20 protein-coding genes are annotated in these 20,686 nt (G+C 62.4%); 15 read left to right on the forward strand and 5 right to left on the reverse strand.

Going from position 1 to position 20,686, the window contains the following annotated elements; all coding sequences use genetic code 11:
* Positions 1–103 precede the first annotated feature (103 nt).
* From NKH29_RS00985 to NKH29_RS01025, 9 genes are all read left to right on the forward strand, one after another.
* Positions 104–1,900 (forward strand): acetolactate synthase 3 large subunit, encoded by a 1,797-nt coding sequence (locus NKH29_RS00985; protein ID WP_352788446.1) that lies wholly within the window; start codon positions 104–106, stop codon positions 1,898–1,900.
* 66 nt (positions 1,901–1,966) lie between these two features.
* Positions 1,967–2,539, forward strand: coding sequence for an acetolactate synthase small subunit (ilvN, locus tag NKH29_RS00990; RefSeq protein WP_023676680.1), 573 nt, complete (start codon positions 1,967–1,969; stop codon positions 2,537–2,539).
* Between the two features lie 60 nt (positions 2,540–2,599).
* Positions 2,600–3,196 carry a LysE family translocator gene (locus NKH29_RS00995; RefSeq protein WP_352788444.1) on the forward strand — a complete coding sequence of 199 codons (597 nt, stop codon included), beginning with the start codon at positions 2,600–2,602 and terminating at the stop codon, positions 3,194–3,196.
* Between the two features lie 168 nt (positions 3,197–3,364).
* Positions 3,365–4,618, forward strand: coding sequence for an efflux RND transporter periplasmic adaptor subunit (locus tag NKH29_RS01000; RefSeq protein ID WP_352483005.1), 1,254 nt, complete (start codon positions 3,365–3,367; stop codon positions 4,616–4,618).
* On the forward strand, positions 4,615–7,773 hold the full coding sequence (locus tag NKH29_RS01005; protein ID WP_352483007.1) for an efflux RND transporter permease subunit: 3,159 nt from the start codon (positions 4,615–4,617) through the stop codon (positions 7,771–7,773). Before NKH29_RS01000 ends, NKH29_RS01005 begins: the two co-directional genes overlap by 4 nt.
* 56 nt (positions 7,774–7,829) lie before the next feature.
* On the forward strand, positions 7,830–8,435 hold the full coding sequence (nthA, locus tag NKH29_RS01010; protein ID WP_023720794.1) for a nitrile hydratase subunit alpha: 606 nt from the start codon (positions 7,830–7,832) through the stop codon (positions 8,433–8,435).
* A complete protein-coding gene (nthB, locus tag NKH29_RS01015) occupies positions 8,432–9,091 on the forward strand; it encodes a nitrile hydratase subunit beta (RefSeq protein WP_352483009.1) in 660 nt (219 codons plus the stop codon). Before nthA ends, nthB begins: the two co-directional genes overlap by 4 nt.
* Positions 9,078–9,443, forward strand: coding sequence for a nitrile hydratase accessory protein (locus NKH29_RS01020; RefSeq protein WP_352998820.1), 366 nt, complete (start codon positions 9,078–9,080; stop codon positions 9,441–9,443). The genes nthB and NKH29_RS01020 overlap by 14 nt, the downstream gene beginning before the upstream one ends.
* 146 nt (positions 9,444–9,589) lie before the next feature.
* Positions 9,590–10,717 (forward strand): ATP-dependent DNA helicase, encoded by a 1,128-nt coding sequence (locus NKH29_RS01025; RefSeq protein ID WP_023720791.1) that lies wholly within the window; start codon positions 9,590–9,592, stop codon positions 10,715–10,717.
* 10 nt (positions 10,718–10,727) lie between these two features.
* Here NKH29_RS01025 and NKH29_RS01030 read toward each other — a convergent pair whose 3' ends face one another.
* Entirely contained in the window at positions 10,728–11,132 is a 405-nt protein-coding gene (locus tag NKH29_RS01030; RefSeq protein WP_023720790.1) for a SpoIIAA family protein, read from the reverse strand.
* A 114-nt stretch (positions 11,133–11,246) separates the two neighbouring features.
* Between NKH29_RS01030 and NKH29_RS01035 the strand changes: the two genes are divergently transcribed.
* From NKH29_RS01035 to NKH29_RS01045, 3 genes are all read left to right on the forward strand, one after another.
* A complete protein-coding gene (locus NKH29_RS01035) occupies positions 11,247–11,987 on the forward strand; it encodes a pyridoxine 5'-phosphate synthase (RefSeq protein ID WP_023720789.1) in 741 nt (246 codons plus the stop codon).
* A 96-nt stretch (positions 11,988–12,083) separates the two neighbouring features.
* Positions 12,084–13,997, forward strand: coding sequence for a potassium transporter Kup (locus tag NKH29_RS01040; RefSeq protein ID WP_352483011.1), 1,914 nt, complete (start codon positions 12,084–12,086; stop codon positions 13,995–13,997).
* A 158-nt stretch (positions 13,998–14,155) separates the two neighbouring features.
* A complete protein-coding gene (locus NKH29_RS01045; RefSeq protein ID WP_352483013.1) occupies positions 14,156–16,075 on the forward strand; it encodes a potassium transporter Kup in 1,920 nt (639 codons plus the stop codon).
* A 41-nt stretch (positions 16,076–16,116) separates the two neighbouring features.
* On the opposite strand, the gene NKH29_RS01050 is transcribed toward NKH29_RS01045, so the two are convergent.
* A complete protein-coding gene (locus NKH29_RS01050) occupies positions 16,117–17,007 on the reverse strand; it encodes an SDR family oxidoreductase (RefSeq protein WP_352590029.1) in 891 nt (296 codons plus the stop codon).
* A 136-nt stretch (positions 17,008–17,143) separates the two neighbouring features.
* On the opposite strand from NKH29_RS01050, the gene NKH29_RS01055 reads away from it, so the two are divergent.
* Complete coding sequence (locus tag NKH29_RS01055) at positions 17,144–17,554, forward strand: winged helix-turn-helix transcriptional regulator (protein ID WP_023720786.1); 411 nt, start codon at positions 17,144–17,146, stop codon at positions 17,552–17,554.
* A gap of 255 nt (positions 17,555–17,809) precedes the next feature.
* On the opposite strand, the gene NKH29_RS01060 is transcribed toward NKH29_RS01055, so the two are convergent.
* Positions 17,810–18,535, reverse strand: a complete 726-nt coding sequence (locus NKH29_RS01060) for a glutathione S-transferase family protein (protein ID WP_352998822.1) — start codon at positions 18,533–18,535, stop codon at positions 17,810–17,812.
* 1 nt (position 18,536) lies between these two features.
* The gene (locus NKH29_RS01065) at positions 18,537–18,842 is read right to left on the reverse strand and encodes a Rieske (2Fe-2S) protein (RefSeq protein WP_352998824.1); all 306 of its coding nucleotides are present in this window, start codon (positions 18,840–18,842) and stop codon (positions 18,537–18,539) included.
* 100 nt (positions 18,843–18,942) lie between these two features.
* On the opposite strand from NKH29_RS01065, the gene NKH29_RS01070 reads away from it, so the two are divergent.
* Positions 18,943–19,395 (forward strand): MarR family winged helix-turn-helix transcriptional regulator, encoded by a 453-nt coding sequence (locus NKH29_RS01070; protein WP_352998826.1) that lies wholly within the window; start codon positions 18,943–18,945, stop codon positions 19,393–19,395.
* Between the two features lie 37 nt (positions 19,396–19,432).
* On the opposite strand, the gene NKH29_RS01075 is transcribed toward NKH29_RS01070, so the two are convergent.
* Positions 19,433–19,861: an anthrone oxygenase family protein gene (locus tag NKH29_RS01075; RefSeq protein WP_023720782.1), complete on the reverse strand. Its 429-nt coding sequence runs from the start codon at positions 19,859–19,861 to the stop codon at positions 19,433–19,435.
* 156 nt (positions 19,862–20,017) lie between these two features.
* On the opposite strand from NKH29_RS01075, the gene NKH29_RS01080 reads away from it, so the two are divergent.
* Positions 20,018–20,671 carry a TetR/AcrR family transcriptional regulator gene (locus NKH29_RS01080; protein ID WP_023720781.1) on the forward strand — a complete coding sequence of 218 codons (654 nt, stop codon included), beginning with the start codon at positions 20,018–20,020 and terminating at the stop codon, positions 20,669–20,671.
* Positions 20,672–20,686: the final 15 nt, after the last annotated feature.

Raw genomic sequence — 20,686 nt, forward strand, 5'->3', positions numbered from 1 at the left:
CCCATGCGCAAGACACAGGCTCCCTCGGGGGCCTTTTTTATTGCCCGAAACACGACTAAACGACCAGCAATCGCCCGATGGCGAACAGTACGGGACCAGACCGATGAGCAGTGGACAGAATGAGCGGCGCGAAACGCCAAGAACCGAGATGACTGGCGCCGAAATGGTGGTGCAGGCGCTGAAGGACAATGGCGTCAAGCATGTTTTCGGCTATCCGGGAGGCGCGGTTCTGCCAATCTACGATGAAATCTTCCAGCAGGACGAGGTCGAGCACATCCTCGTTCGCCACGAACAGGGCGCTGGCCACGCGGCGGAAGGCTATGCGCGCTCGACCGGCAAGGCCGGCGTCATGCTGGTGACCTCCGGGCCGGGCGCCACCAATGCGGTGACGCCATTGCAGGACGCGCTGATGGATTCGATCCCGCTGGTCTGCCTGACGGGCCAGGTACCGACGTCGCTGATCGGCTCGGATGCGTTCCAGGAGTGCGACACGGTCGGCATCACGCGGCCCTGCACCAAGCACAACTGGCTGGTGAAGGACGTCAACCAGCTCGCGGCAACTATCCACGAGGCCTTCCATGTGGCAACGACAGGGCGCCCCGGCCCGGTCGTCGTCGACATCCCGAAGGACGTTCAGTTCGCCAAGGGCATCTATATTCCGCCGCAGACGGCGCCGCGCACCAGCTACCAGCCGAAGGTCCAGGGCGACCTGGAGAAGATCAAGGCGGCGGTCGAGCTGATGGCCGGCGCCAGGAAGCCGATCATCTATTCGGGCGGCGGCGTCATCAATTCCGGCCCGGAGGCGAGCCATCTGCTGCGCGAGCTGGTCGACCTGACCGGCTTCCCGATCACCTCGACGCTGATGGGCCTTGGCGCCTATCCGGCGTCGGGCAAGAACTGGATGGGCATGCTCGGCATGCACGGCACCTACGAAGCGAACATGGCGATGCACGATTGCGACGTCATGCTCTGCATCGGCGCGCGCTTCGACGACCGCATCACCGGGCGGCTGACAGCGTTTTCGCCGAATTCGAAGAAGATCCACATCGACATCGACCCGTCTTCGATCAACAAGAACGTCCATACCGACGTGCCGATCATCGGCGATGTCGGCCGTGTGCTGGAGGATCTTGTGCGACTGTGGCGGGCAACCGCCAAGGCCGACAAGAAGGCGCTTCACCCGTGGTGGGAGCAGATCGCCAAATGGCGCGCGCGCGATTCACTCGCCTACAAGATGAACCATGAGGTGATCATGCCGCAATATGCCGTCCAGCGGCTTTATGCGCTGACCAAAGACCTCGACACCTACATCACCACCGAGGTCGGCCAGCACCAGATGTGGGCGGCGCAGCACTATCATTTCGAGAAGCCGAACCGCTGGATGACCTCCGGCGGGCTGGGCACGATGGGCTACGGCCTGCCGGCCGCGCTCGGCGTGCAGATCGCGCACCCGGATGCGCTGGTCATCGATATCGCCGGCGACGCCTCGGTGCAGATGACGATGCAGGAGATGAGCGCGGCGGTGCAGCACGAGGCGCCGATCAAGATCTTCATCCTCAACAACCAGTATATGGGCATGGTGCGGCAATGGCAGCAGCTGCTGCACGGCAACCGGCTGTCGCATTCCTATACCGAGGCGATGCCGGATTTCGTCAAGCTCGCCGAAGCCTATGGCGGCCACGGTATTCGCTGCGACAAGCCGGACGAGCTCGATGACGCCATCAAGGAGATGATCGCGGTCAAGAAGCCCGTCCTGTTCGATTGCCGCGTGGCGACGCTCGCCAACTGCTTCCCGATGATCCCGTCCGGCAAGGCGCATAACGAGATGCTGTTGCCTGACGAGGCGACCGACGAAGCTGTCGCCAACGCGATCGACGCCAAGGGCAGGGAACTGGTGTAGCCTGGTTCGAGAAAGCTGTGCGAAAACAGCAGATTAGCGTAAAAGTTTGAAATCGAGATTCATGTCATGAACGCACAGTTGCAACCGACCGGCTCCGCCTATTTCATCGCCAAGGAGACGGAAAAACCAGAGAACCACACGCTTTCGGTCCTGGTCGACAACGAGCCGGGCGTGCTTGCCCGGGTCATCGGCCTGTTCTCCGGACGTGGCTACAACATCGAGAGCCTGACGGTCTCGGAAACCGAGCACGAAAAGCACCTGTCGCGCATCACCATCGTGACGCGCGGCACGCCGCACGTGCTGGAGCAGATCAAGCACCAGCTTGAGCGCATCGTACCGGTGCACCGCGTCGTCGATCTCACCGTGCGGTCGCAGGAATTCGGACAGGAGCGGCCATTGGAGCGGGAACTCGCGCTCGTCAAGGTCGCCGGCACCGGCGAAGCCCGCGTCGAGGCGCTCAGGCTCGCCGATGCGTTCCGCGCCAGCGTCATCGATGCCAACACCGAGCATTTCATCTTCGAGATTACCGGCAAGGGCTCCAAGCTTGATCAGTTCATCGCCATCATGAAGCCGCTCGGCCTGGTCGAAATCTGCCGTACCGGAGTGGCGGCGATGAACCGCGGCCCGCAAGGGATGTAGTCATCCAGCTTGGCTCTATCTCGTCGCTTTGCCACCGATCGCATTGAATAGGGGAACGGCATGACATTCGACGCATTCTTCGCCTTGCTGGTCTATGCCTTCGTGACCTCGATCACGCCGGGTCCGAACAATTTCATGCTTTTGGCCTCGGGTGTGAACTTCGGCTTGGTCAAGACCGTGCCACACATGCTCGGCATCGGCTTCGGCTTCCTCGTGCTGTTGCTTGCCGTAGGCTTCGGGCTTGGCGCCGTGTTGACGGCCTTTCCGGTGCTGCATACCGGGTTGAAGATCGCCGGCGGCCTCTACCTGCTTTATCTCGCCTGGAAGATCGCCATGTCGCGCTCGCTCGGCGGCGAAGGCGAGGCGAAGAGCCAGCCGATGCGCTTCATCGAGGCTGCGGCTTTCCAGTGGGTCAATCCTAAGGCCTGGGTGATGGCGATCACGGCCATGGCCGTCTATACCAATCCGGAACGCCCGTTTGTGTCTGTGGTGCTGATCGCGGCCGCTTTCGCCGTCGTCATGCTGCCGAGCATTTCGACTTGGGCCGGTTTCGGCATGGCGCTGCGCGGTTTTCTGGCTGATGCGGTGCGGCTCAAATGGTTCAACATCGCCATGGGCGTGATGCTTGCGGCGACGCTGTGGCCGATGCTGCGTTAGCTGCCGTTTTATTGTGCACTGCACATTAAATCTTCGTAATGACGGGTTTTGGCCCTTTTTCGCCTTCGGCATTCTCTATTATCTGGCAAAAGCGCGGCAAGAGGCTGCGAGTTGAGCTAGACTGCGGCCACCGGATAGCGGCGTGTCGGATCGAGAGGCCTTTTGTCGATGCGCGGAAAGATCGTATTTGCGGTGATTGCTGCAGCCTGCGTTGCCGCGGCGGCGTGGCTTTATCATTCGCCCACCGCAATGAGCGGTCTTCAGCAGATGCTGTCGGCGAAGCAGACGACGGCGGCGGCGGACAAGCCCGCTGCAGCGGCAAATGCCGCGCGTTCGACTTCGGTGGTTGCCGCCACCGCCTCGACGGCCGATTTCCCGGTCCGGCGCTATGCCATCGGCTTTGTGTCCTCTCCCGCCGTGGTCAGCATCAACGCACGGGTCTCAAGCCAGATCGTCGCAATCGCGGTCAAGGACGGACAGATGGTGAAGGCCGGCGACCTTCTGTTCTCGCTGGACGATCGCTCATTGAAGGCCCAATTGGCACGCGATCAGGCGACGCTCGCAAAAGACCAGGCGCTGCTTGCCAGCGCCACGGCCGATCTTCAGCGCGCCAAAAATCTCGTCGCCAGGCAGGCCGGAACACAGCAGACCTATGATCAGGCCGTCGCGGCGCAGAAATCCGCCGCGGCCACTGTCGACGCCGATAAGGCGACGATCGATGCGGACGAGGTCCAGCTTGGCTTTGCCACGATCAAAGCGCCGATTTCCGGCAGGCTTGGCGCGGTCAGCGTCGCGGTCGGCGACCTCGTCACCACCAGCAACGGCAGCAGCACGTCGACGCCGCTGGTGACGATCACGCAGGTCGACCCGCTGCAGGTGAACTTCAATCTTCCGGAAAGCGATCTTGCCTTACTGCACAAGGCGCTGGCGGCGCCGCAGCAAGGCGCGGTGACGCTGACCAAGGACGGCGACCCGAAGCCGATCGGCAAGGGAACGCTGGATTTCGTCGATTCCAGCGTGGACACGGCATCCGGCACCATCGCAACGCGGGCCAGCGTGCCCAACGCCGATCTTTCGCTGTGGCCGGGCCAATATGTAAATGTTGTGCTCGATGCCGGCATCATGCCGCAAATGACGTCCGTTCCGACGGTCGCCGTCCAGCCCAGCCAGAAGGGGCCGTTCGTCTATGTGATCAAGCCGGACAACACCGTTGAAATGCGGCCCGTGCAGGTCGCGCTGACAGAAGGCGCCAACACCGCGATCAGCCAAGGATTGGAAAGCGGCGAGCGTGTCGTCGTCGAAGGCCAGACCAAGCTGAAAAACGGCGCGGCGGTCCGCGAAGGCAAGGCCTCGACCGGTACCGACGACCAGGCGACTCCGAAGGTCGCGGAGGCCGACAGGACGGGCGGAACACAGCCATGATTTCCGAATTCTGCATCCGCAGGCCCGTCGCCACGCTGCTCATGTCGTTCGCCTTGGTTCTGGGCGGGCTATTTGCTTACAAATTCCTGCCGGTCGCGGCGCTGCCAAGCGCGGAATTTCCGGTTGTCAACGTCTCGGCCTCGCTGCCTGGGGCCTCGCCGGAAACCATGGCGACCTCGGTGGCAACGCCGCTGATCAAGCAGTTTGCCACTATCGCCGGCATCGATTCGATCTCGACGACCAATTCGCTCGGCACGACCTCGATCGCCATTCAGTTCGTGCTCAACCGCGACATCGATGCAGCCGCCGCCGATGTGCAGGCGGCGATCGCACGCACGCAACGACAATTGCCGCCGGAGATGACCAGCCCGCCGAGCTATCGCAAGGTCAATCCAGCCGACGCGCCGATCCTGCTGATGTCGCTGGTCAGCGACACCATTCCGCTGACCGATCTCGATGCCTTTGCCGAGAATGTGATTTCGCCGTCGCTGTCGACGATCGACGGCGTTGCGCAGGTTTCGATCTACGGCCAACAGAAATATGCCGTCCGCGTCCAGATCGATCCGACGGCGCTCGCCGCACGCGGCATCTCGATCGACCAGCTGCAGACGGCCATTGCCTCGGCCAACAGCAACACGCCGCTCGGTGTGCTCAAGAACAACAAACAGCAGCTGACCATCACGGCGAACACGCAGCTGACCAACGCGGCGGGATTCTCCAACATCATCATCGCCACCAAGAACGGCCATCCGGTGCGGCTCGGCGAGGTGACCCGCGTCATCGATTCGGTCGAGACCACGACGACGGCAAGCTGGTATGACGGCACCCGCGCCATCATCATGGCGGTGCAGCGTCAGCCGGATGCCAATACCGTCGATGTCGTCGACCGCGTCAAGGCGATGCTGCCTTCCTTCGAGGGTCAGATGCCGGCAGCTGCGAGCATCCAGTTGCTCAACGATCGCTCGACATCGATCCGCGAGGCGGTCGACGACGTGCAGTTCACGCTCCTGCTCACTATCGCGCTGGTGGTGATGGTGATCTTCCTGTTCCTGCGCCGGGTGACGGCGACGGTGATCCCGGCCGTGGCGGTGCCGATTTCGCTCATCGCCACTCTGGGCGTGATGTACCTGTTCGGCTTTTCCATCGACAACATCTCGCTGATGGGACTGACGCTGGCGGTCGGCCTTGTCGTCGACGACGCCATTGTCATGCTGGAAAATATCTTCCGGCATATGGAGGAGGATGGGCTCTCGGCAATGGAGGCGTCGCTCAAGGGCGCCCGCGAAATCGGCTTCACCATCATCTCGATCTCGATCTCGCTGGTCGCCGTGTTCATTCCCGTGCTTTTGATGGGCGGCGTGATCGGGCGCATCTTCAACGAGTTCGCGGTGGTGGTGACGGTCGCCATCCTGGCATCGATGTTCGTCTCGCTGACGCTGACGCCGATGCTGTGCTCGCGGCTATTGTCGTTATCGAAAGCCGAGCAGAAAGCAGCGCACGGTGAAGGCCATAGACAAAACGTCTTCATGCGGGGCTATGACCGGCTGCTGACATTCTGCCTGCGCCACAATTTCCTGGTTTTCCTTGTCTTCCTGGTAACCGCCGGGCTGTCGGTGTGGCTGATCCAGATATCGCCGAAGGGCTTCTTCCCGCAGGAGGATATCGGCCAGGTCTCGGTGACGACCATCGCGCGCCAGGACATTTCGTTCGACGCCATGGTGAAGCTGCAGGGGCAAGTGGCTGATGTCTTCACCCATTCGCCCTATGTCGCGCATGTCGGCTGGTCGGCGGGCAGCGGAAACAATGCGCTCAACCAGGGCCAGCTCTTTGTGCAGCTGAAGGACAAGGACCAGCGCCCCAACATCGACAAGGTGCTTTCGGATCTGCGGCGCCAGCTTGCCAATGTGCCCGGCATCGAAACCTACATGCAGCCGGTGCAGAACCTGCGGCTCGGCGCGCGTTCTTCGGCGAGTGCCTACCAGCTTGCCGTGCAGGGCCTCGATACCGGCCTGACGAACGTCTGGGCGCAAAGGCTGACGGACGCAATGGCCGCCGATCATGCCGCCTTCACCGACGTGACCAATGACCTGCAGAACAACGCGCTACAGGCGACGCTGGTGATCGACCGCGACAAGGCGGCGAACCTCGGCGTCGATACCGACACGCTGCGCTCCAGTCTCTATGGCGGTTTCGGCACCCAGCAGGTGTCGACCATCTTCGGCTCGGCCGACAGCTACGACGTGATCATGGAGCTCGACCCGAAGATCGAGTGGTCGCCCGAGCGGATGCTGGCCATCAAGGTGAGAACGGCGAGCGGCAGCCTGGTGCCGCTCGGTGCGTTCGCTCGCGTCGATCGGACCGCCGGTGCTTTGACCGTCAACCAGCTCGGCCAGCTTCCGGCTGTGACCATCTCCTACAATCTGCCGCAGGGCGTGGCCCTCGGCGACAGCGTGAGCCACATCAACGCGCTGAAGGACAAGATCGGCATGCCGCCGACGATCTCGACCGCCTTCTCGGGCACGGCGAAGACGTTCCAGGATTCGCTTTCCAACCAGGGGCTGCTGATCGGCGGCGCGATCCTGACCATCTATATCGTGCTCGGCATGCTCTATGAGAGCTTCATCCATCCGCTCACCATCCTGACCGGGCTTCCATCGGCGGTGCTCGGCGCGCTGGTGGCGTTGCGGCTGGCGGGGATGGATCTGTCGGTGATCGCGGTGATCGGCATCCTGATGCTGATCGGCATCGTCAAGAAGAACGGCATCATGATGATCGACGTGGCGCTGGAACTCAGGCGCGAGGGGATGTCGCCTGTCGAATCCATCCACAAGGCCTGCCTGATGCGCTTCCGGCCGATCATGATGACTACGCTTGCCGCGCTGATGGGTACCATCCCGATCGCGCTCGGCACCGGCGCCAGCGCGGAATTGCGCCAGCCTCTCGGCGTGGCGGTGGTCGGCGGCCTTGTCGCCTCGCAGGCACTGACGCTGTTCGTCACGCCCGTCATCTACGTCTACATGGAGCATTTTTCCGGCTGGCTCGTCAGCGTATGGGCGGGGCACCGGGGCGAGCCGAGCCCGGTCGAGGCGGTCGACCAGCCGTCACTGTTCGACGACGAGGAAGAACCGGTGCCGCAGAAGGCGGCAGCCGAATAGCACTGGCCCAAGCCGTGGTGCTTGCGGCCGGAGGTCCGCGATCGTAATTTGATGCCATGCTGCACAATCACGACCACGACAACGAGCTTGATGCTTTTGCGGCGCGTGTGCGCGCACTGGAGACGATTCTCACCCGCAAGGGGCTGATCGATCCAGCGGCGATCGACGTCATCGTCGATACCTACGAAACCAAGGTCGGGCCGCGCAACGGCGCAAAGGTGGTGGCGAAGGCCTGGGTTGATCCCGGGTTTGCCGCATGGCTGAAGCGTGATGCGACGGCGGCCATCGAATCGCTCGGCCACACCGGCCGGCAAGGCGAACACATGCAGGCGGTGTTCAACACGGCCGACACGCACAACCTCGTCGTCTGCACGCTATGCTCCTGCTATCCATGGTCGGTGCTCGGCCTGCCGCCGGTCTGGTACAAGGCGCCGCCCTACCGTTCGCGCGCGGTGATCGATCCGCGCGGCGTGCTCGACGAATTCGGGCTGACCTTGCCGGCGACGACGGCAATCCGGGTGTGGGATTCGACCGCCGAGCTGCGCTATCTGGTGGTGCCGATGCGGCCCAGGGACACAGAGGGCTGGGATGAGGCACGGCTCGCCGATCTGGTGACGCGCGATGCCATGATCGGCACGGCGCTGGCGCGGGAACCGGCATGAACGGGCCGCAGGATCTCGGCGGCCAGATGGGTTTCGGGCCGGTCGCGCCTGAACAGGACGAACCCTATTTCCATGCCGATTGGGAAAGGCGGGCGCTGGGCGTGACGTTGTGCGCCGGCGCCATGGGCGCCTGGAACATCGACGAGAGCCGGCACGCGCGGGAATCGCTGCACCCGGCCGACTACTATGCGTCGAGTTATTACGAAATCTGGATCAAGGCGCTGGAGGTGTTACTCAAACGCCATGGTTTCGTCAGCGACCGCGATCTGGCCAGGGGCGATGCGGTCGACCCGGTAGCGACACCCAAGCGGGTCCTGAAGGCGCAAGACGTTTCGGCGGTGCTGGCCAAGGGCGGGCCTTGCGACCGGCCGGTCGCCGTCCCGCCGCGATTCAAGGCAGGCGACCTCGTGCGAACCAAGAACTTTCATCCGACCGGCCACACCAGGCTGCCGCGTTACGCGCGTGGCAAGCGAGGCGTCATCGAGGCCATGCGTGACGGCTTCGTTTTTCCCGACACCAATGCGCACGGCCAGGGCGAAAACCCGCAATGGGTCTATACGGTGGCCTTCACCGGCAGCGAAATCTGGGGCGAGGGCGCCGACCCGACACTTGTCGTGTCGATCGATGCCTGGGAGAGCTATCTTGAAGCGGCGTGAGACGGGCTCAGTCGCCATCGCGCTGCCCGCCGGTGTCGAGGCGCCAGTCTTCGCCCAGCCGTGGCAAGCAGAGGCCTTCGCCATGACGGTGGCGCTACACGACAACGGGCTGTTTTCGTGGAGCGAATGGGCGGACGCCTTGTCGGCCGAGGTGAAGCGGCCGGGCGCCGCGCGCGACGGTCATGACTATTACGAGCACTGGCTGGCCGCGCTAGAAAAGCTGCTTTCGGCCAAAGGCGTTGCCGGTAGGAGCGACGTCGACAGCCTTGCTGCTGCCTGGGAACGGGCCGCGCATGCTACGCCGCATGGCAAGCCGATCCTGCTGGAGAACGATCCACAGCGGGCTGGGTAAGCTGTCGTCGCCCGGCGTTGTTCTCTTTACGTTCCTCTTCGTCCCTGATAGCCTGGCCCTGTCGCAGCAGCGTAATTGCAGGCGATGAAGTTGATGGTGACGGCAGTCACCTTGTCTTTCCCTCGCGAATCCGGTCTGTCGCGCTGATGGAATTCTCCCCTCAACAAGACGAGGCGCTGAAGGCGGTGGCCGGCTGGTTGAAAGCCGGCAAGCCGCAGCTGTTCCGGCTGTTCGGCTATGCCGGCACCGGCAAGACGACGCTGGCGCGCTATTTCGCCGAGCATGTCGACGGCCAGGTGCAGTTCGCCGCCTTTACCGGCAAGGCGGCGCAGGTGCTGCGTTCCAAGGGCGCGGTCAATGCCCGCACAATCCATTCGCTGATCTACCGGCCGAAAGGCGAGGAATCGGTAGCGGACGAGGTGACCGGCAAAACCTCGATGTCGCCGACCTTTTCGCTCAACCGGCAGAGCCCGATCTCGCGGGCCAAGCTCGTCGTCATCGACGAATGCTCGATGGTCGACGAGCAGCTTGGCCGTGACCTGATGAGCTTCGGCACGCCGATCCTGGTGCTTGGCGATCCCGGCCAGTTGCCGCCGATCTCCGGCGGCGGCTTCTTCACCGACCATGAGCCGGACATTCTGCTCACCGAAATCCATCGCCAGGCGCGCGACAACCCGATCATCCGGCTTGCGCTCGATGTGCGCGAGGGCCGCGAGTTCATGCGCGGCGACTATGGCGCGGCGCAAGTGATCGGCAAGGAAGACGTCACCCAGGAATTGGTGCTGAAGGCGGACCAGGTGCTGGTCGGCACCAACCGCACGCGCCGTCGCTATAATCAGCGGCTGCGCGAGTTGAAGGGGTTCAACGCCGATTATCCGCAAGCCGGCGACAAGCTGGTCTGCCTGCGCAACGATCCAGCCAAGGGGTTGCTCAACGGCTCGCTGTGGAAGGTGATGACCTCGTCGCGCGAGACGGTCAAGCCCGGCATCAATCTGCTGGTCTCGCCGGAGGAAGACGATCCGGATCGCGGCGTCGCCAAGATCAAACTGCTCAAGGCGGCGTTCGAAGATCCGGACGCCGACATTCCCTGGCAGCAGAAGAAGCGCTTCGACGATTTCGATTATGGCTACGCGCTGACCGTGCACAAGGCGCAGGGGTCGCAGTGGAACGAGATCGTGCTTTTCGACGAAAGCTGGGCATTCAAGGAAACCCGGCAGCGTTGGCTCTACACCGCCATCACGCGCGCGGCCGAACGGCTGACGATCGTCCGATAGGGCGGCCGTATCAGCGCTGGGCGATCGGTCTGGCGCCAAGCCATTCCCAGGCGGCGGTTTCGTCCTTAGCCTCGAAATGCCGGAGTTCGATAGGCAAAGAGGCTGGCAAGAAGGCTCTTGCCTCCGCTATCCAGTTCGGCTCACCGACCGCCGCGCAGCGGCCGATATGCTCCACCGCGTGAGCTATGCCCTGTTCGATCGTCTCGTCCGATACGTCGGTCCAGTCGACACCCTCATGATCGATCAGGCGCACCAGCACGTCGATTTTCGTGTGCAGCGCGTAGGCTGCCTCCAGCAATCCGAACAGGTTTTCGGCATCAGCCGCTGCGACATGGCCGACGACATCGATGGCGAAGAGGTCTTCGCGATCGGTATCGATGCGGCGGATCGCCGGCACGGCATCGAGAAAATTCAACAGGAAACTCCTTGCGCTCGATTTTCTTCGTTCCCCTGGAACACCTGAAACCCTCTGTCTGTTCCCCTTAAAGGCGCTATAGATGCGCGCCGAGATCAGCCTGGAACCGTGCAAATGCCTGCAAAGCTTTCCGTCAACCTCAATGCCATCGCCATGCTGCGCAACCGGCGCGACCTGCCGTGGCCAAGCGTGACGGGGCTCGGACGCATCGCCCTTGCCGCCGGTGCGCATGGGCTGACGGTGCACCCGCGACCCGACGAGCGGCACACCAGGCATTCCGATCTGCCTGAGATCAGGGCGCTGATCGACGACGAGTTCCCGAGTGCGGAATTCAACATCGAGGGCTATCCGACCGAGGAGTTCCTGGCGCTTGTGGAAAAGCATCAGCCGGAACAGGTGACGCTGGTGCCCGACGACCCGGTGCAGGCGACTTCCGACCATGGCTGGAACTTCGCCGCCGGGGCTGCGTTCCTGACACCGGTCGTCAAGCGCCTGAAGAAGGGAGGCTTTCGCGTATCGCTCTTTTCCGATCCGGATCCCGATGGCGTGAAAGCCGCTCGCGACACCGGCGCCGACCGGATCGAACTCTACACGGGTCCATATGGCAGCTATCATTCCGATTCGGCAAAAGCGGCGAAGGAATTGGAGAAATTGGGAAAGACGGCGGATGCCGCACTTGCTGCAGGGCTCCAGGTCAATGCCGGGCACGACCTTGTGGTGAGCAATTTGCCGGCACTGGCCAGGCGCATCCCGGCATTGGCCGAAGTGTCGATCGGACATGGGTTGACAGCCGATGCGTTGGAGTATGGCATGGCCGCAACGGTCAGGCGGTTTCTGAAGGCTTGTGGCTGGTAGAGAGAGGCGAGCCGATAGGCCGTGCGTTCCCGGCATGGCAGCGCGTCCTTTCCACCCCGCAGCATAGAGCACCGCACGTCTATGGGAGTGTCGTCCATGGCCCTTGCTCACGCCGGTAGCGAGGCAGAACCCATCGAGCAATCCAGCCACTCCACCGTCGAGCAGCACAGCACCAAGGTGCTGATGCTGGGCGCGCTGGGCGTGGTTTACGGCGATATCGGCACCAGCCCAATCTATGCATTTCGGGAAGCGCTGCACGCATCGTCGGGACCGGTAGCGCGCAACGACGTCCTTGGCGTGCTGTCGCTTATCGTCTGGGCGCTGACGATCATCGTCACGATAAAGTACGTCGCTTTCGTTCTCAGAGCCGACAACAAGGGCGAGGGCGGCACGCTGTCGCTGATGTCGCTTGCGCGCAGCGCTTATCCCAATGGAGCCAAGCTCATCCTGGGGATCGGGCTGTGCGGCGCGGCGCTGTTTTTCGGCGACGCCATTATAACGCCGGCCATCTCCGTGCTTTCGGCGGTCGAAGGCCTGGAAGTGGTGACCCCGACGCTGGAAACCTATGTGGTTCCGATCACGCTGGTCATCCTGGCAATGCTTTTTGCCGTGCAACGCTTTGGCACCGGCAGGGTGGCGGCCGTGTTCGGACCGGTGACGGCAGTGTGGTTCCTGGCGATCGGCGCCGCCGGGGTGTACCATCTGCTGGACGACCCGTCGGTCCTGCTGGCGATCAATCCCTATTACGCGGTCGCTTATCTGGCCAATACGCCCACCGGTGCCTTCGTCACGGTCGGGGCGGTGTTCCTGGCGGTCACCGGGGCCGAAGCCCTCTATGTCGACCTCGGTCATTTCGGGCGCAGGCCGATCGTGCTGGCATGGTTTTCCGTGGTGTTCCCTTGTCTGCTCCTCAACTATTTCGGACAAGGCGCGTTCGTTCTGGCCAACGGCGGCAAACCCACCAATCCATTCTTCCAGATGCTGCCTGATTGGGCGCTGATGCCCATGGTTGGGCTGGCCACGGCAGCGACCGTGATCGCCAGTCAGGCGGTGATCTCCGGCGCTTTCTCGCTGACCCGCCAGGCGGTGCAGCTCAATCTGCTTCCGCGCATCGAGGTGCAGCATACGTCCGAAATGCAATCCGGCCAGATCTACATGCCGCGCGTCAATCTGGTGGTTGCGCTGGGCGTGATGTTGCTGGTGGTCGGCTTTGGCGGTTCGAGTTCGCTGGCTTCCGCCTATGGCATTTCGGTGACTGGCGAAATGCTGATGACAACCATCCTGCTGTTTGTCGTGATGCGGTTCCGGTGGAAATGGCAGCTTGCACTGGCGGCGGCGCTCACACTGCTGTTTGGCACGATCGATACCGGATTTTTCCTCGCAAACATCGTCAAGATCCTCGAAGGCGGGTGGGTCTCGATAACAGTCGCTTGCGCCATGGGGCTGATCATGTCCACCTGGATCCGCGGCACCCGCTATTTGTTCGAAAAGACCCGCCGGAACGAGATTCCGCTCGATTTCCTTGCCGGCAATCTGCTGAAGAAGAAGCCGCATCTGGTGTCGGGCACCGCAGTGTTCCTGACCAGCGATCCGCTGAGCGCGCCGACCGCGCTGATGCACAGCCTCAAGCACTACAAGGTGCTGCACGAGCAGAATGTCATCCTTTCGGTGGTGACGGCACCGCAGCCGGTTGTGCCCGACAGCGAGCGCGTCAAGATGGAGACGGTCAACGAACTGTTCATGCGGGTGACGCTGACCTTCGGCTATATGGAGCAGCCCAACATCCCGCGCGCGCTGGCGATCTGCCGCAAGCAGGGCTGGAAGTTCGACATCATGACGACATCCTTCTTCCTGTCGCGGCGCTCGCTCAAGGCCTCGCCCAATTCCGGCATGCCGGTCTGGCAGGACAAGCTGTTCATCGGGCTGGCGCGCACGGCGGCCGATGCGACGGAATATTTCCAGATCCCGACCGGACGCGTGGTCGAGATCGGGACGCAGGTGGCTATTTAAAAACGTGTCCGTTGCGACATTCCAGGTAGTCTGCCGATGGGACTGAGTCTGCCAAGTCGTGGACGACTCGCAATATCGGGACGGAGCCATTACGTGACGGCACTTGATATTGCAGCGCAGCAAGCGTAGAGCACCGCCCGCTTATCGGAGTGTCGTCCATGGCCCTTGCCAATGCTGGTAATGAGGCAGAACCTGTCGAACAATCGAGCCATTCTGAGGTCGAGCAGCACAGCACCAAGGTGCTGATGCTGGGCGCACTCGGTGTGGTTTACGGCGATATAGGCACCAGCCCGATCTATGCATTCCGAGAGGCGTTGCATGCATCAGCCGGCGGCAACGTCGCCAACCGTGGCGACATCCTGGGCGTACTCTCGCTGATCATCTGGTCGCTGACGATCACCGTCACCATCAAATACATCATGTTCGTGCTTCGTGCCGACAATCGCGGCGAGGGCGGGGTGCTGTCGCTGATGGCGCTGGCGCGCAACAGTTTCCCGACGCGCTCGGCGGTGATCCTCGGCATCGGCATTGTCGGCGCGGCGCTTTTTTTCGGCGACGCAGTCATTACGCCGGCGATCTCGGTACTATCGGCGGTCGAAGGCATGAATGTCGTCACGCCGACATTCCAGCCCTATGTGGTGCCGCTGACGCTGGCCATCCTGGCGATCGTGTTTGCGGTACAGCGGTTCGGCACCGGCGGCGTAGGATTGGTGTTCGGGCCAGTCACGGCGCTGTGGTTCCTGGCCATCGGCCTTTCCGGCATTAACCACATCATCGCCGATCCGGAAATCCTGCTGGCGATCAGCCCGCATTACATCGTGTCGTTCCTGGTCAACTCGCCCGACGTCGCCTTCGTCACTGTTGGTGCGGTCTTCCTCGCCGTCACCGGCGCTGAGGCGCTCTATGCCGATCTCGGCCATTTCGGCCGCAAGCCGATCGTGCTCGCCTGGCTGGCAATTGTGTTCCCTTGTCTGTTGCTCAACTATGTCGGGCAAGGTGCCTTCGTGCTCGCAAATGGCGGTGTTGTCGGCCATCCCTTCTTTGAGATGAACCAGGGCTGGACGCTTATTCCGATGGTCGTGCTGGCGACGGCGGCGACCGTCATCGCCAGCCAGGCGGTGATCTCCGGCGCTTTCTCGCTGACCAGGCAGGCGGTGCAGCTCAACATGCTGCCGCGTTTCGTCATCCAGCACACGTCGGAAAAACAGTCGGGCCAGATCTATCTGCCGCGCATCAACCTGATGCTGGCGCTGGTGGTGATGTTGCTGGTGGTCGGCTTCGGCGAATCCAGCCGCCTGGCCTCGGCCTACGGTATTTCGGTGACCGGCAACATGCTGGTGACGAACATACTGCTTTTTGTTGTAATGACGCGCATCTGGAAATGGCCGCTCGGCGTCGCGGTCGCCTTGATGGCGGTGTTCGCCTTCGTCGATACCGGCTTCTTTGCAGCCAACATAGTCAAGGTGTTTGAAGGGGGCTGGTCCTCGCTTGCCATTGCCGCAGTTATTGTGCTGACCATGTGGACCTGGATCCGCGGCACCCGCTATTTGTTCGAAAAGACCCGCCGGAACGAGATCCCGCTGGATTTCCTCGCCGGCAATCTGCTGAAGAAGAAGCCGCATCTGGTGTCGGGCACCGCAGTGTTCCTGACCAGCGATCCGCTGAGCGCGCCGACCGCGCTGATGCACAGCCTCAAGCACTACAAGGTGCTGCACGAACAGAACGTCATCCTTTCGGTGGTGACGGCGCCGCAGCCTGTCGTGCCCGACAGCGAGCGCGTCAAGATGGAGACGGTCAACGAGCTGTTCATGCGGGTGACGCTGACCTTCGGCTACATGGAGCAGCCCAATATCCCGCGCGCGCTGGCGATCTGCCGCAAGCAGGGCTGGAAGTTCGACATCATGACGACATCCTTCTTCCTGTCGCGGCGCTCGCTCAAGGCATCGCCCAATTCCGGCATGCCGGTCTGGCAGGACAAGCTGTTCATCGGGCTGGCGCGCTCGGCGGCCGATGCGACGGAATATTTCCAGATCCCGACCGGACGCGTCGTCGAGATCGGGACGCAGGTGGCTATCTAAACAAACGGCCGTGCCCCTTGAGGGCACGGCCATTGTGAGGCTCAGCTCACCAGAGCCGCCTTGTTTGCTTCAAGAAATTGCTTCAGCGGCTGCGGCTTCCTGCCGGACAGCGTCTCGACCGCGTCGGTCACCATGCTGATGCGACCGGAGCGGGTGTTGGTATCGAAGGAAACGATAACGGGGGCGAAAGCCTCGGGAACGCCGGCTGCCTTCAATCCCTCGGTCAGCGCTTCATCCGAAAGCTGGACAACGTCGATCGGCTTGCCGGTGATCTCGGTGACGAGGGCTGCAATTTCGGCCATCGTGTGGGCCTTGGGGCCGGTCAGCGTGTATGTCGTGCTTTCGGTTGCGCTCGAAGCGAGGCCGGCGGCAATCGCGGCAGCCATATCGTCGCGCGCGCCGTGGGCAATGCGGCCGTCTCCAGCGGACGTGTACCACTGCCCAGAGGCGATGGCGTGCGGCAGCGCCAGGAACAGGTTCTCCTGATACCAGCCGTTGCGGAAGATGGTGGAGGGGATACCGCTCGCCTTGATCGCCTGCTCGGTGCCGTGGTGATCGGGCGCAAACAGCACCGGCGATCCTGGCTCCGGATTGGGCATCGATGTGTAGAGCAGATGCGAAACACCCGCGCTTTTTGCGGCGGCGACCGCGGTCTCATGTTGCTTCAGGCGCTTGCCCGGAATGGCGAGCTCGTTTGTCGAAATGATCAGAACCCTGTCGGCGCCGGTAAATGCACTGGCCAACGATGCGGTGTCGTCGAAGTCGACCGTCCTGATGGTGACGCCTCGGGCTGCCAGATCGGCCAGATTTTCCGGATTGCGGGTAGCGGCGATGATGCGCTGAGGGGAGACCTTGAGCGTGTCAAGCAGATGATTGATGACGCCGCGGCCAAGCTGGCCGGAGGCGCCGGTGACGAGAAGGGTGTCGGTCATGAAAGGTCCTGACGTTGCGCCGGAGCGGCGGGTGCATATGTTAGTCTCAAAAAGAGACCAGCACTAAAATAGGAATTGACCCATCCTCGTAAAGAAGGCAGTTTTGCGGGAGGTAGGCACAGCCAGGGAACCAGCCATGGACGGCAAGATCGTCAATCTGAGATCGAAGCTCGAGATCTACAAAGCAGGCAGCGGTGGCGGAAACCTTGCGGATTGCCCGGTTCGCGACGTGATCCAGGGCATAAGCAACAAATGGAGTTCGCTGCTGATGGAGGCCTTGGCCGAGAAGCCGTACCGCTTTGGCGAGTTGCGGCGCCTCGTGCCCGATATTTCACAGCGCATGCTCACCCAGACGCTGCACGATCTGCAGCGCGACGGCTATGTGCATCGCGAGGTTTTTCCGACCAAACCGCCGAGCGTTGAATACAGCCTCACCGATCTCGGGCGCTCGATGTTTGGACCCTTGCACCAGCTGATCCAATGGGCCGAGCTCAATCACGGCGCTGTACGCGAGGCGCGGAAGGTTTTCGATGCTGCCGAAGGCTGAGTCTCAAGGCCGAGACAGCGGCTTGATTTAGCGACAACGCTGAAGGATTGTCCGGCCTGGGTCGGGTCGGGCAAATGGGCAATTCTCTGGACATCGCGATTGCCGGCGCGGCGATCAGTTACGCGCTCATCGGAACGGACGTATCGATACTGCGCTGGAGGCTTGCGTCCGCGACAGGCTGGTGGCCAGTGGCAAGCATTCCGCCGGAAACGAATATCCTTGCCTCGATGATTACCGGCACTGTGATCAATCCATTCAAGCCGATCGGGCTTGCGGAAGCCCGGTGGCCGGATCGTTTCGGCGGATGATTTCCGAAAGATGCGAGCCCTTCGCCTGTAGGAATGTATGGAGGCGTTGCGGATAATCGGGAGCGACCGCGTCCTTCACGGATGGGCGTTTGCGCAACGCCTCGCGCCACACCTGGACATGCGGCTTTCCGTCCAGGATGCCGAAATCGCCGATCCGGTCGAAGACGTCGAAATAGCGGAAAATCGGCCCGTAGACCGCGTCGACCAGTGAAAAGCGCTCACCGGCGAACCACGGCCCAACCGCGCCATTCGCCAGTTCCACTTCCAGGCGATCGAACATCGCCGATAGCGCCTCGCTTTCGGCGAGCAACGCGGCTTCCGTAGGCGCTGAATAGAAGCGGCCGATGGCATGGAGGATTGCCGAGCCAAACTCGATCCAGGCGCGATGTCGGGCACGGGCATAGGGATCGGTGGGATGCAGCGGATTGGGCTGGGTTTCCTCGAGGAATTCGAGGATGACGAGCGATTCGAAGATCACCGTTTCCTGGCCGTCATGCTCAACGCGAAGCAGCGGCACCTTGCCGAGCGGCGATATCGCCTTGAACCAGGCAGGCTTGTTGGCGAGATCGACGGCGATGCGCTCGAACGGCACGCCCTTTTCGCGAAGCGAAATCGCCGCGCGCTGCACGTAGGGACAAAGATGGTGGCTGACGAGGATGAGCTTGTCGGTCATCTCACTCTCCCCAGACATAGTTCAAGGCGCCGTTCTCGACGCGGGTGGAGAGGAACATCAGGCGGGAGCCCTTCGGCGCTGGGCCTTCGAGGCGATCACCGTTCGCCATGTCGAACGAGGCGCCGTGCCATTGGCAGACGAGCTTGCCGTCCTTGCAGTCGAGCGGGCCACCGAAGTGCAGGCAGACGTTGGCGGCGGCGCGGATACGCTCGGCGCTGCGGTAGACATGGACCTCGCGGCCGAAAAACGGAGCGATCAGGCTGCCTGTTTCCGGAATGTCGGCGATCCTGCAGATTTCATGCTTCATCGGAATTGCCTTTCATGATTGATGCGATTGCATCTATATAGATGCATTTGCATCGATCGTCAAGCTTGATGCAGTTGCATCTATCGCCTACGATGTAATCATGACCGGGATTCCTTCACCTCCAGCAATCAAAGCCTGGGCCCGCCTGATGCGGGTTTCGCGCCAGTTGTTGGAAAGTGCCGAGGACGCGCTGAAGGACAGTGGCCTGCCGTCGCTTGCCTGGTACGACGTGCTGCATGAGCTTGCCGAGGCGGGCGAGGGCGGATTGCGGCCGTTCCAACTCACCGAGCGCACCCTGTTTGCGCAATACAACATCTCGCGGCTGCTGGCGCGGCTCGAAGCCGACGGGCAGGTCGAGAAGCTTCCAGTTGCCGATGACGGCCGCGGGCAAACCATCCGCATCACCGGCAAGGGGCGCGAGACGCGCCGCCGCATGTGGGTCGTCTACGGCCGCTCGATATCGGAGTTGGTCGGCTCCCAGCTTTCCAACGATGATCTGGACACGCTGTCGGCTCTGCTTGGGCGCCTGCGAGATCCGCCCGCCCTGGCGTGACACGCCTTCGTGCCGAAGATGGCGCGGATCTGCGAGGTCAGGCACTGCCCCAAAGGAATGCCAATGTCGCCAGAACCCCAAGCCCGACGCGGACCAGATGCAGATTGCCCCATTTGACGATCATTGTCCGAGCCTCAGGATTGACGGTGTTAGCGTCCATCACCTCCAGCAGCCGATTTGCCGGCATCATCACCAGCAGCGTCCATGGCCAAGGCAGGATGATCAGCACGGCGCCGGCCAGATAAGCGAGATTGCCGGTCTGCCACCACGCGACGAGGCCCAGAATACAGGCGATGACGGCGATCGAGGCCTGCATGGCGGCGCCGCGCTTGTAGGAAGGCTGCCATTCCTGCAGCAATGCTTTGTCATCGAGGCGAAGCCGCGCCGGCTGTTCGGCGACGCTGACGTAGATAGCCGCGCCTGCAAACACAGCGGCAACGGTCAAGGCAAGCAATCCGGCGAGCATGATCCGTGTCTCCCGTAATGCCCCGCATGGAGCAAGCTACAGAAATAAAGGCTTGCGCCGGGTCGGGCAATACGCCATAAAGCCGAACCGTAACGTACGGTACGCTGTCGAGTCCGTATCTGAACTGCGGGTGAGTTCGCCTCCTGAGGAAAGACTGTGTTGCACGCTGTGACCGACATCGACACCAGCGAGACGCTGACGGAGCGGCAGAAGGCCGTGCTCGACGCCGCCCTTCGCCTGCTGGTCGAAGAGGGCGATCAGTTGACCATGACCGCCGTGGCGCGGCGGGCGAGCTGCTCGAAGGAGACGCTCTACAAATGGTTCGGCGATCGCGACGGGCTGTTGACGGCAACGGTGCAATGGCAGGCGTCCAAGGTGCGGGTAGTGCCGGTCGACCGCAAGGGACTCGATCTTGCCTCGCTGACGGCGAGCCTCGAACGCTTCGCTTCGGACTGGCTCAGGGTAATTTCGAGCGACACCTCGATCGCGCTGAACCGGGTGGCGGTCGGCCATGCTAGTTCGGGGAAGGACGATCTCGGCGCCATCGTGCTGGAGAACGGCCGCTTCGCGCTGGCCAGGCGGCTGAAGCCGGTGCTGGAGGCAGGCAAGGAAGCTGGTTTCCTCGAGTTTTCCGACGCTGAGATGGCTTTCCGCACCTTTTTCGGGCTGGTCGCCCGCGACGTGCAGATCCGCCTGCTGCTCGGCGACCGGCTGGAATTGACTGATGCGGCGATCGGCGGCGATGCCGTCCGGGCGACGCAGCAGTTTCTCGCTCTTTACGGGGCAAAAACCGGGCCGCAGGGCCTCTGAATTCAAAACGGGAAG

It is taken from the genome of Mesorhizobium sp. M1295 (assembly GCF_040318135.1).
Lineage (GTDB): Bacteria > Pseudomonadota > Alphaproteobacteria > Rhizobiales > Rhizobiaceae > Mesorhizobium.

Excerpts from the sequence above, each read along its gene's own strand:
- NKH29_RS00985 (WP_352788446.1), top strand. The coding sequence starts at position 104 with ATGAGCAGTGGACAGAATGAGCGGCGCGAAACGCCAAGAACCGAGATG.
- ilvN (WP_023676680.1), top strand. The coding sequence starts at position 1,967 with ATGAACGCACAGTTGCAACCGACCGGCTCCGCCTATTTCATCGCCAAG.
- NKH29_RS00995 (WP_352788444.1), top strand. The coding sequence starts at position 2,600 with ATGACATTCGACGCATTCTTCGCCTTGCTGGTCTATGCCTTCGTGACC.
- NKH29_RS01000 (WP_352483005.1), top strand. The coding sequence starts at position 3,365 with ATGCGCGGAAAGATCGTATTTGCGGTGATTGCTGCAGCCTGCGTTGCC.
- NKH29_RS01005 (WP_352483007.1), top strand. The coding sequence starts at position 4,615 with ATGATTTCCGAATTCTGCATCCGCAGGCCCGTCGCCACGCTGCTCATG.
- nthA (WP_023720794.1), top strand. The coding sequence starts at position 7,830 with ATGCTGCACAATCACGACCACGACAACGAGCTTGATGCTTTTGCGGCG.
- nthB (WP_352483009.1), top strand. The coding sequence starts at position 8,432 with ATGAACGGGCCGCAGGATCTCGGCGGCCAGATGGGTTTCGGGCCGGTC.
- NKH29_RS01025 (WP_023720791.1), top strand. The coding sequence starts at position 9,590 with ATGGAATTCTCCCCTCAACAAGACGAGGCGCTGAAGGCGGTGGCCGGC.
- NKH29_RS01035 (WP_023720789.1), top strand. The coding sequence starts at position 11,247 with ATGCCTGCAAAGCTTTCCGTCAACCTCAATGCCATCGCCATGCTGCGC.
- NKH29_RS01040 (WP_352483011.1), top strand. The coding sequence starts at position 12,084 with ATGGCCCTTGCTCACGCCGGTAGCGAGGCAGAACCCATCGAGCAATCC.
- NKH29_RS01045 (WP_352483013.1), top strand. The coding sequence starts at position 14,156 with ATGGCCCTTGCCAATGCTGGTAATGAGGCAGAACCTGTCGAACAATCG.
- NKH29_RS01050 (WP_352590029.1), bottom strand. The coding sequence starts at position 17,007 with ATGACCGACACCCTTCTCGTCACCGGCGCCTCCGGCCAGCTTGGCCGC.
- NKH29_RS01055 (WP_023720786.1), top strand. The coding sequence starts at position 17,144 with ATGGACGGCAAGATCGTCAATCTGAGATCGAAGCTCGAGATCTACAAA.
- NKH29_RS01060 (WP_352998822.1), bottom strand. The coding sequence starts at position 18,535 with ATGACCGACAAGCTCATCCTCGTCAGCCACCATCTTTGTCCCTACGTG.
- NKH29_RS01065 (WP_352998824.1), bottom strand. The coding sequence starts at position 18,842 with ATGAAGCATGAAATCTGCAGGATCGCCGACATTCCGGAAACAGGCAGC.
- NKH29_RS01070 (WP_352998826.1), top strand. The coding sequence starts at position 18,943 with ATGACCGGGATTCCTTCACCTCCAGCAATCAAAGCCTGGGCCCGCCTG.
- NKH29_RS01075 (WP_023720782.1), bottom strand. The coding sequence starts at position 19,861 with ATGCTCGCCGGATTGCTTGCCTTGACCGTTGCCGCTGTGTTTGCAGGC.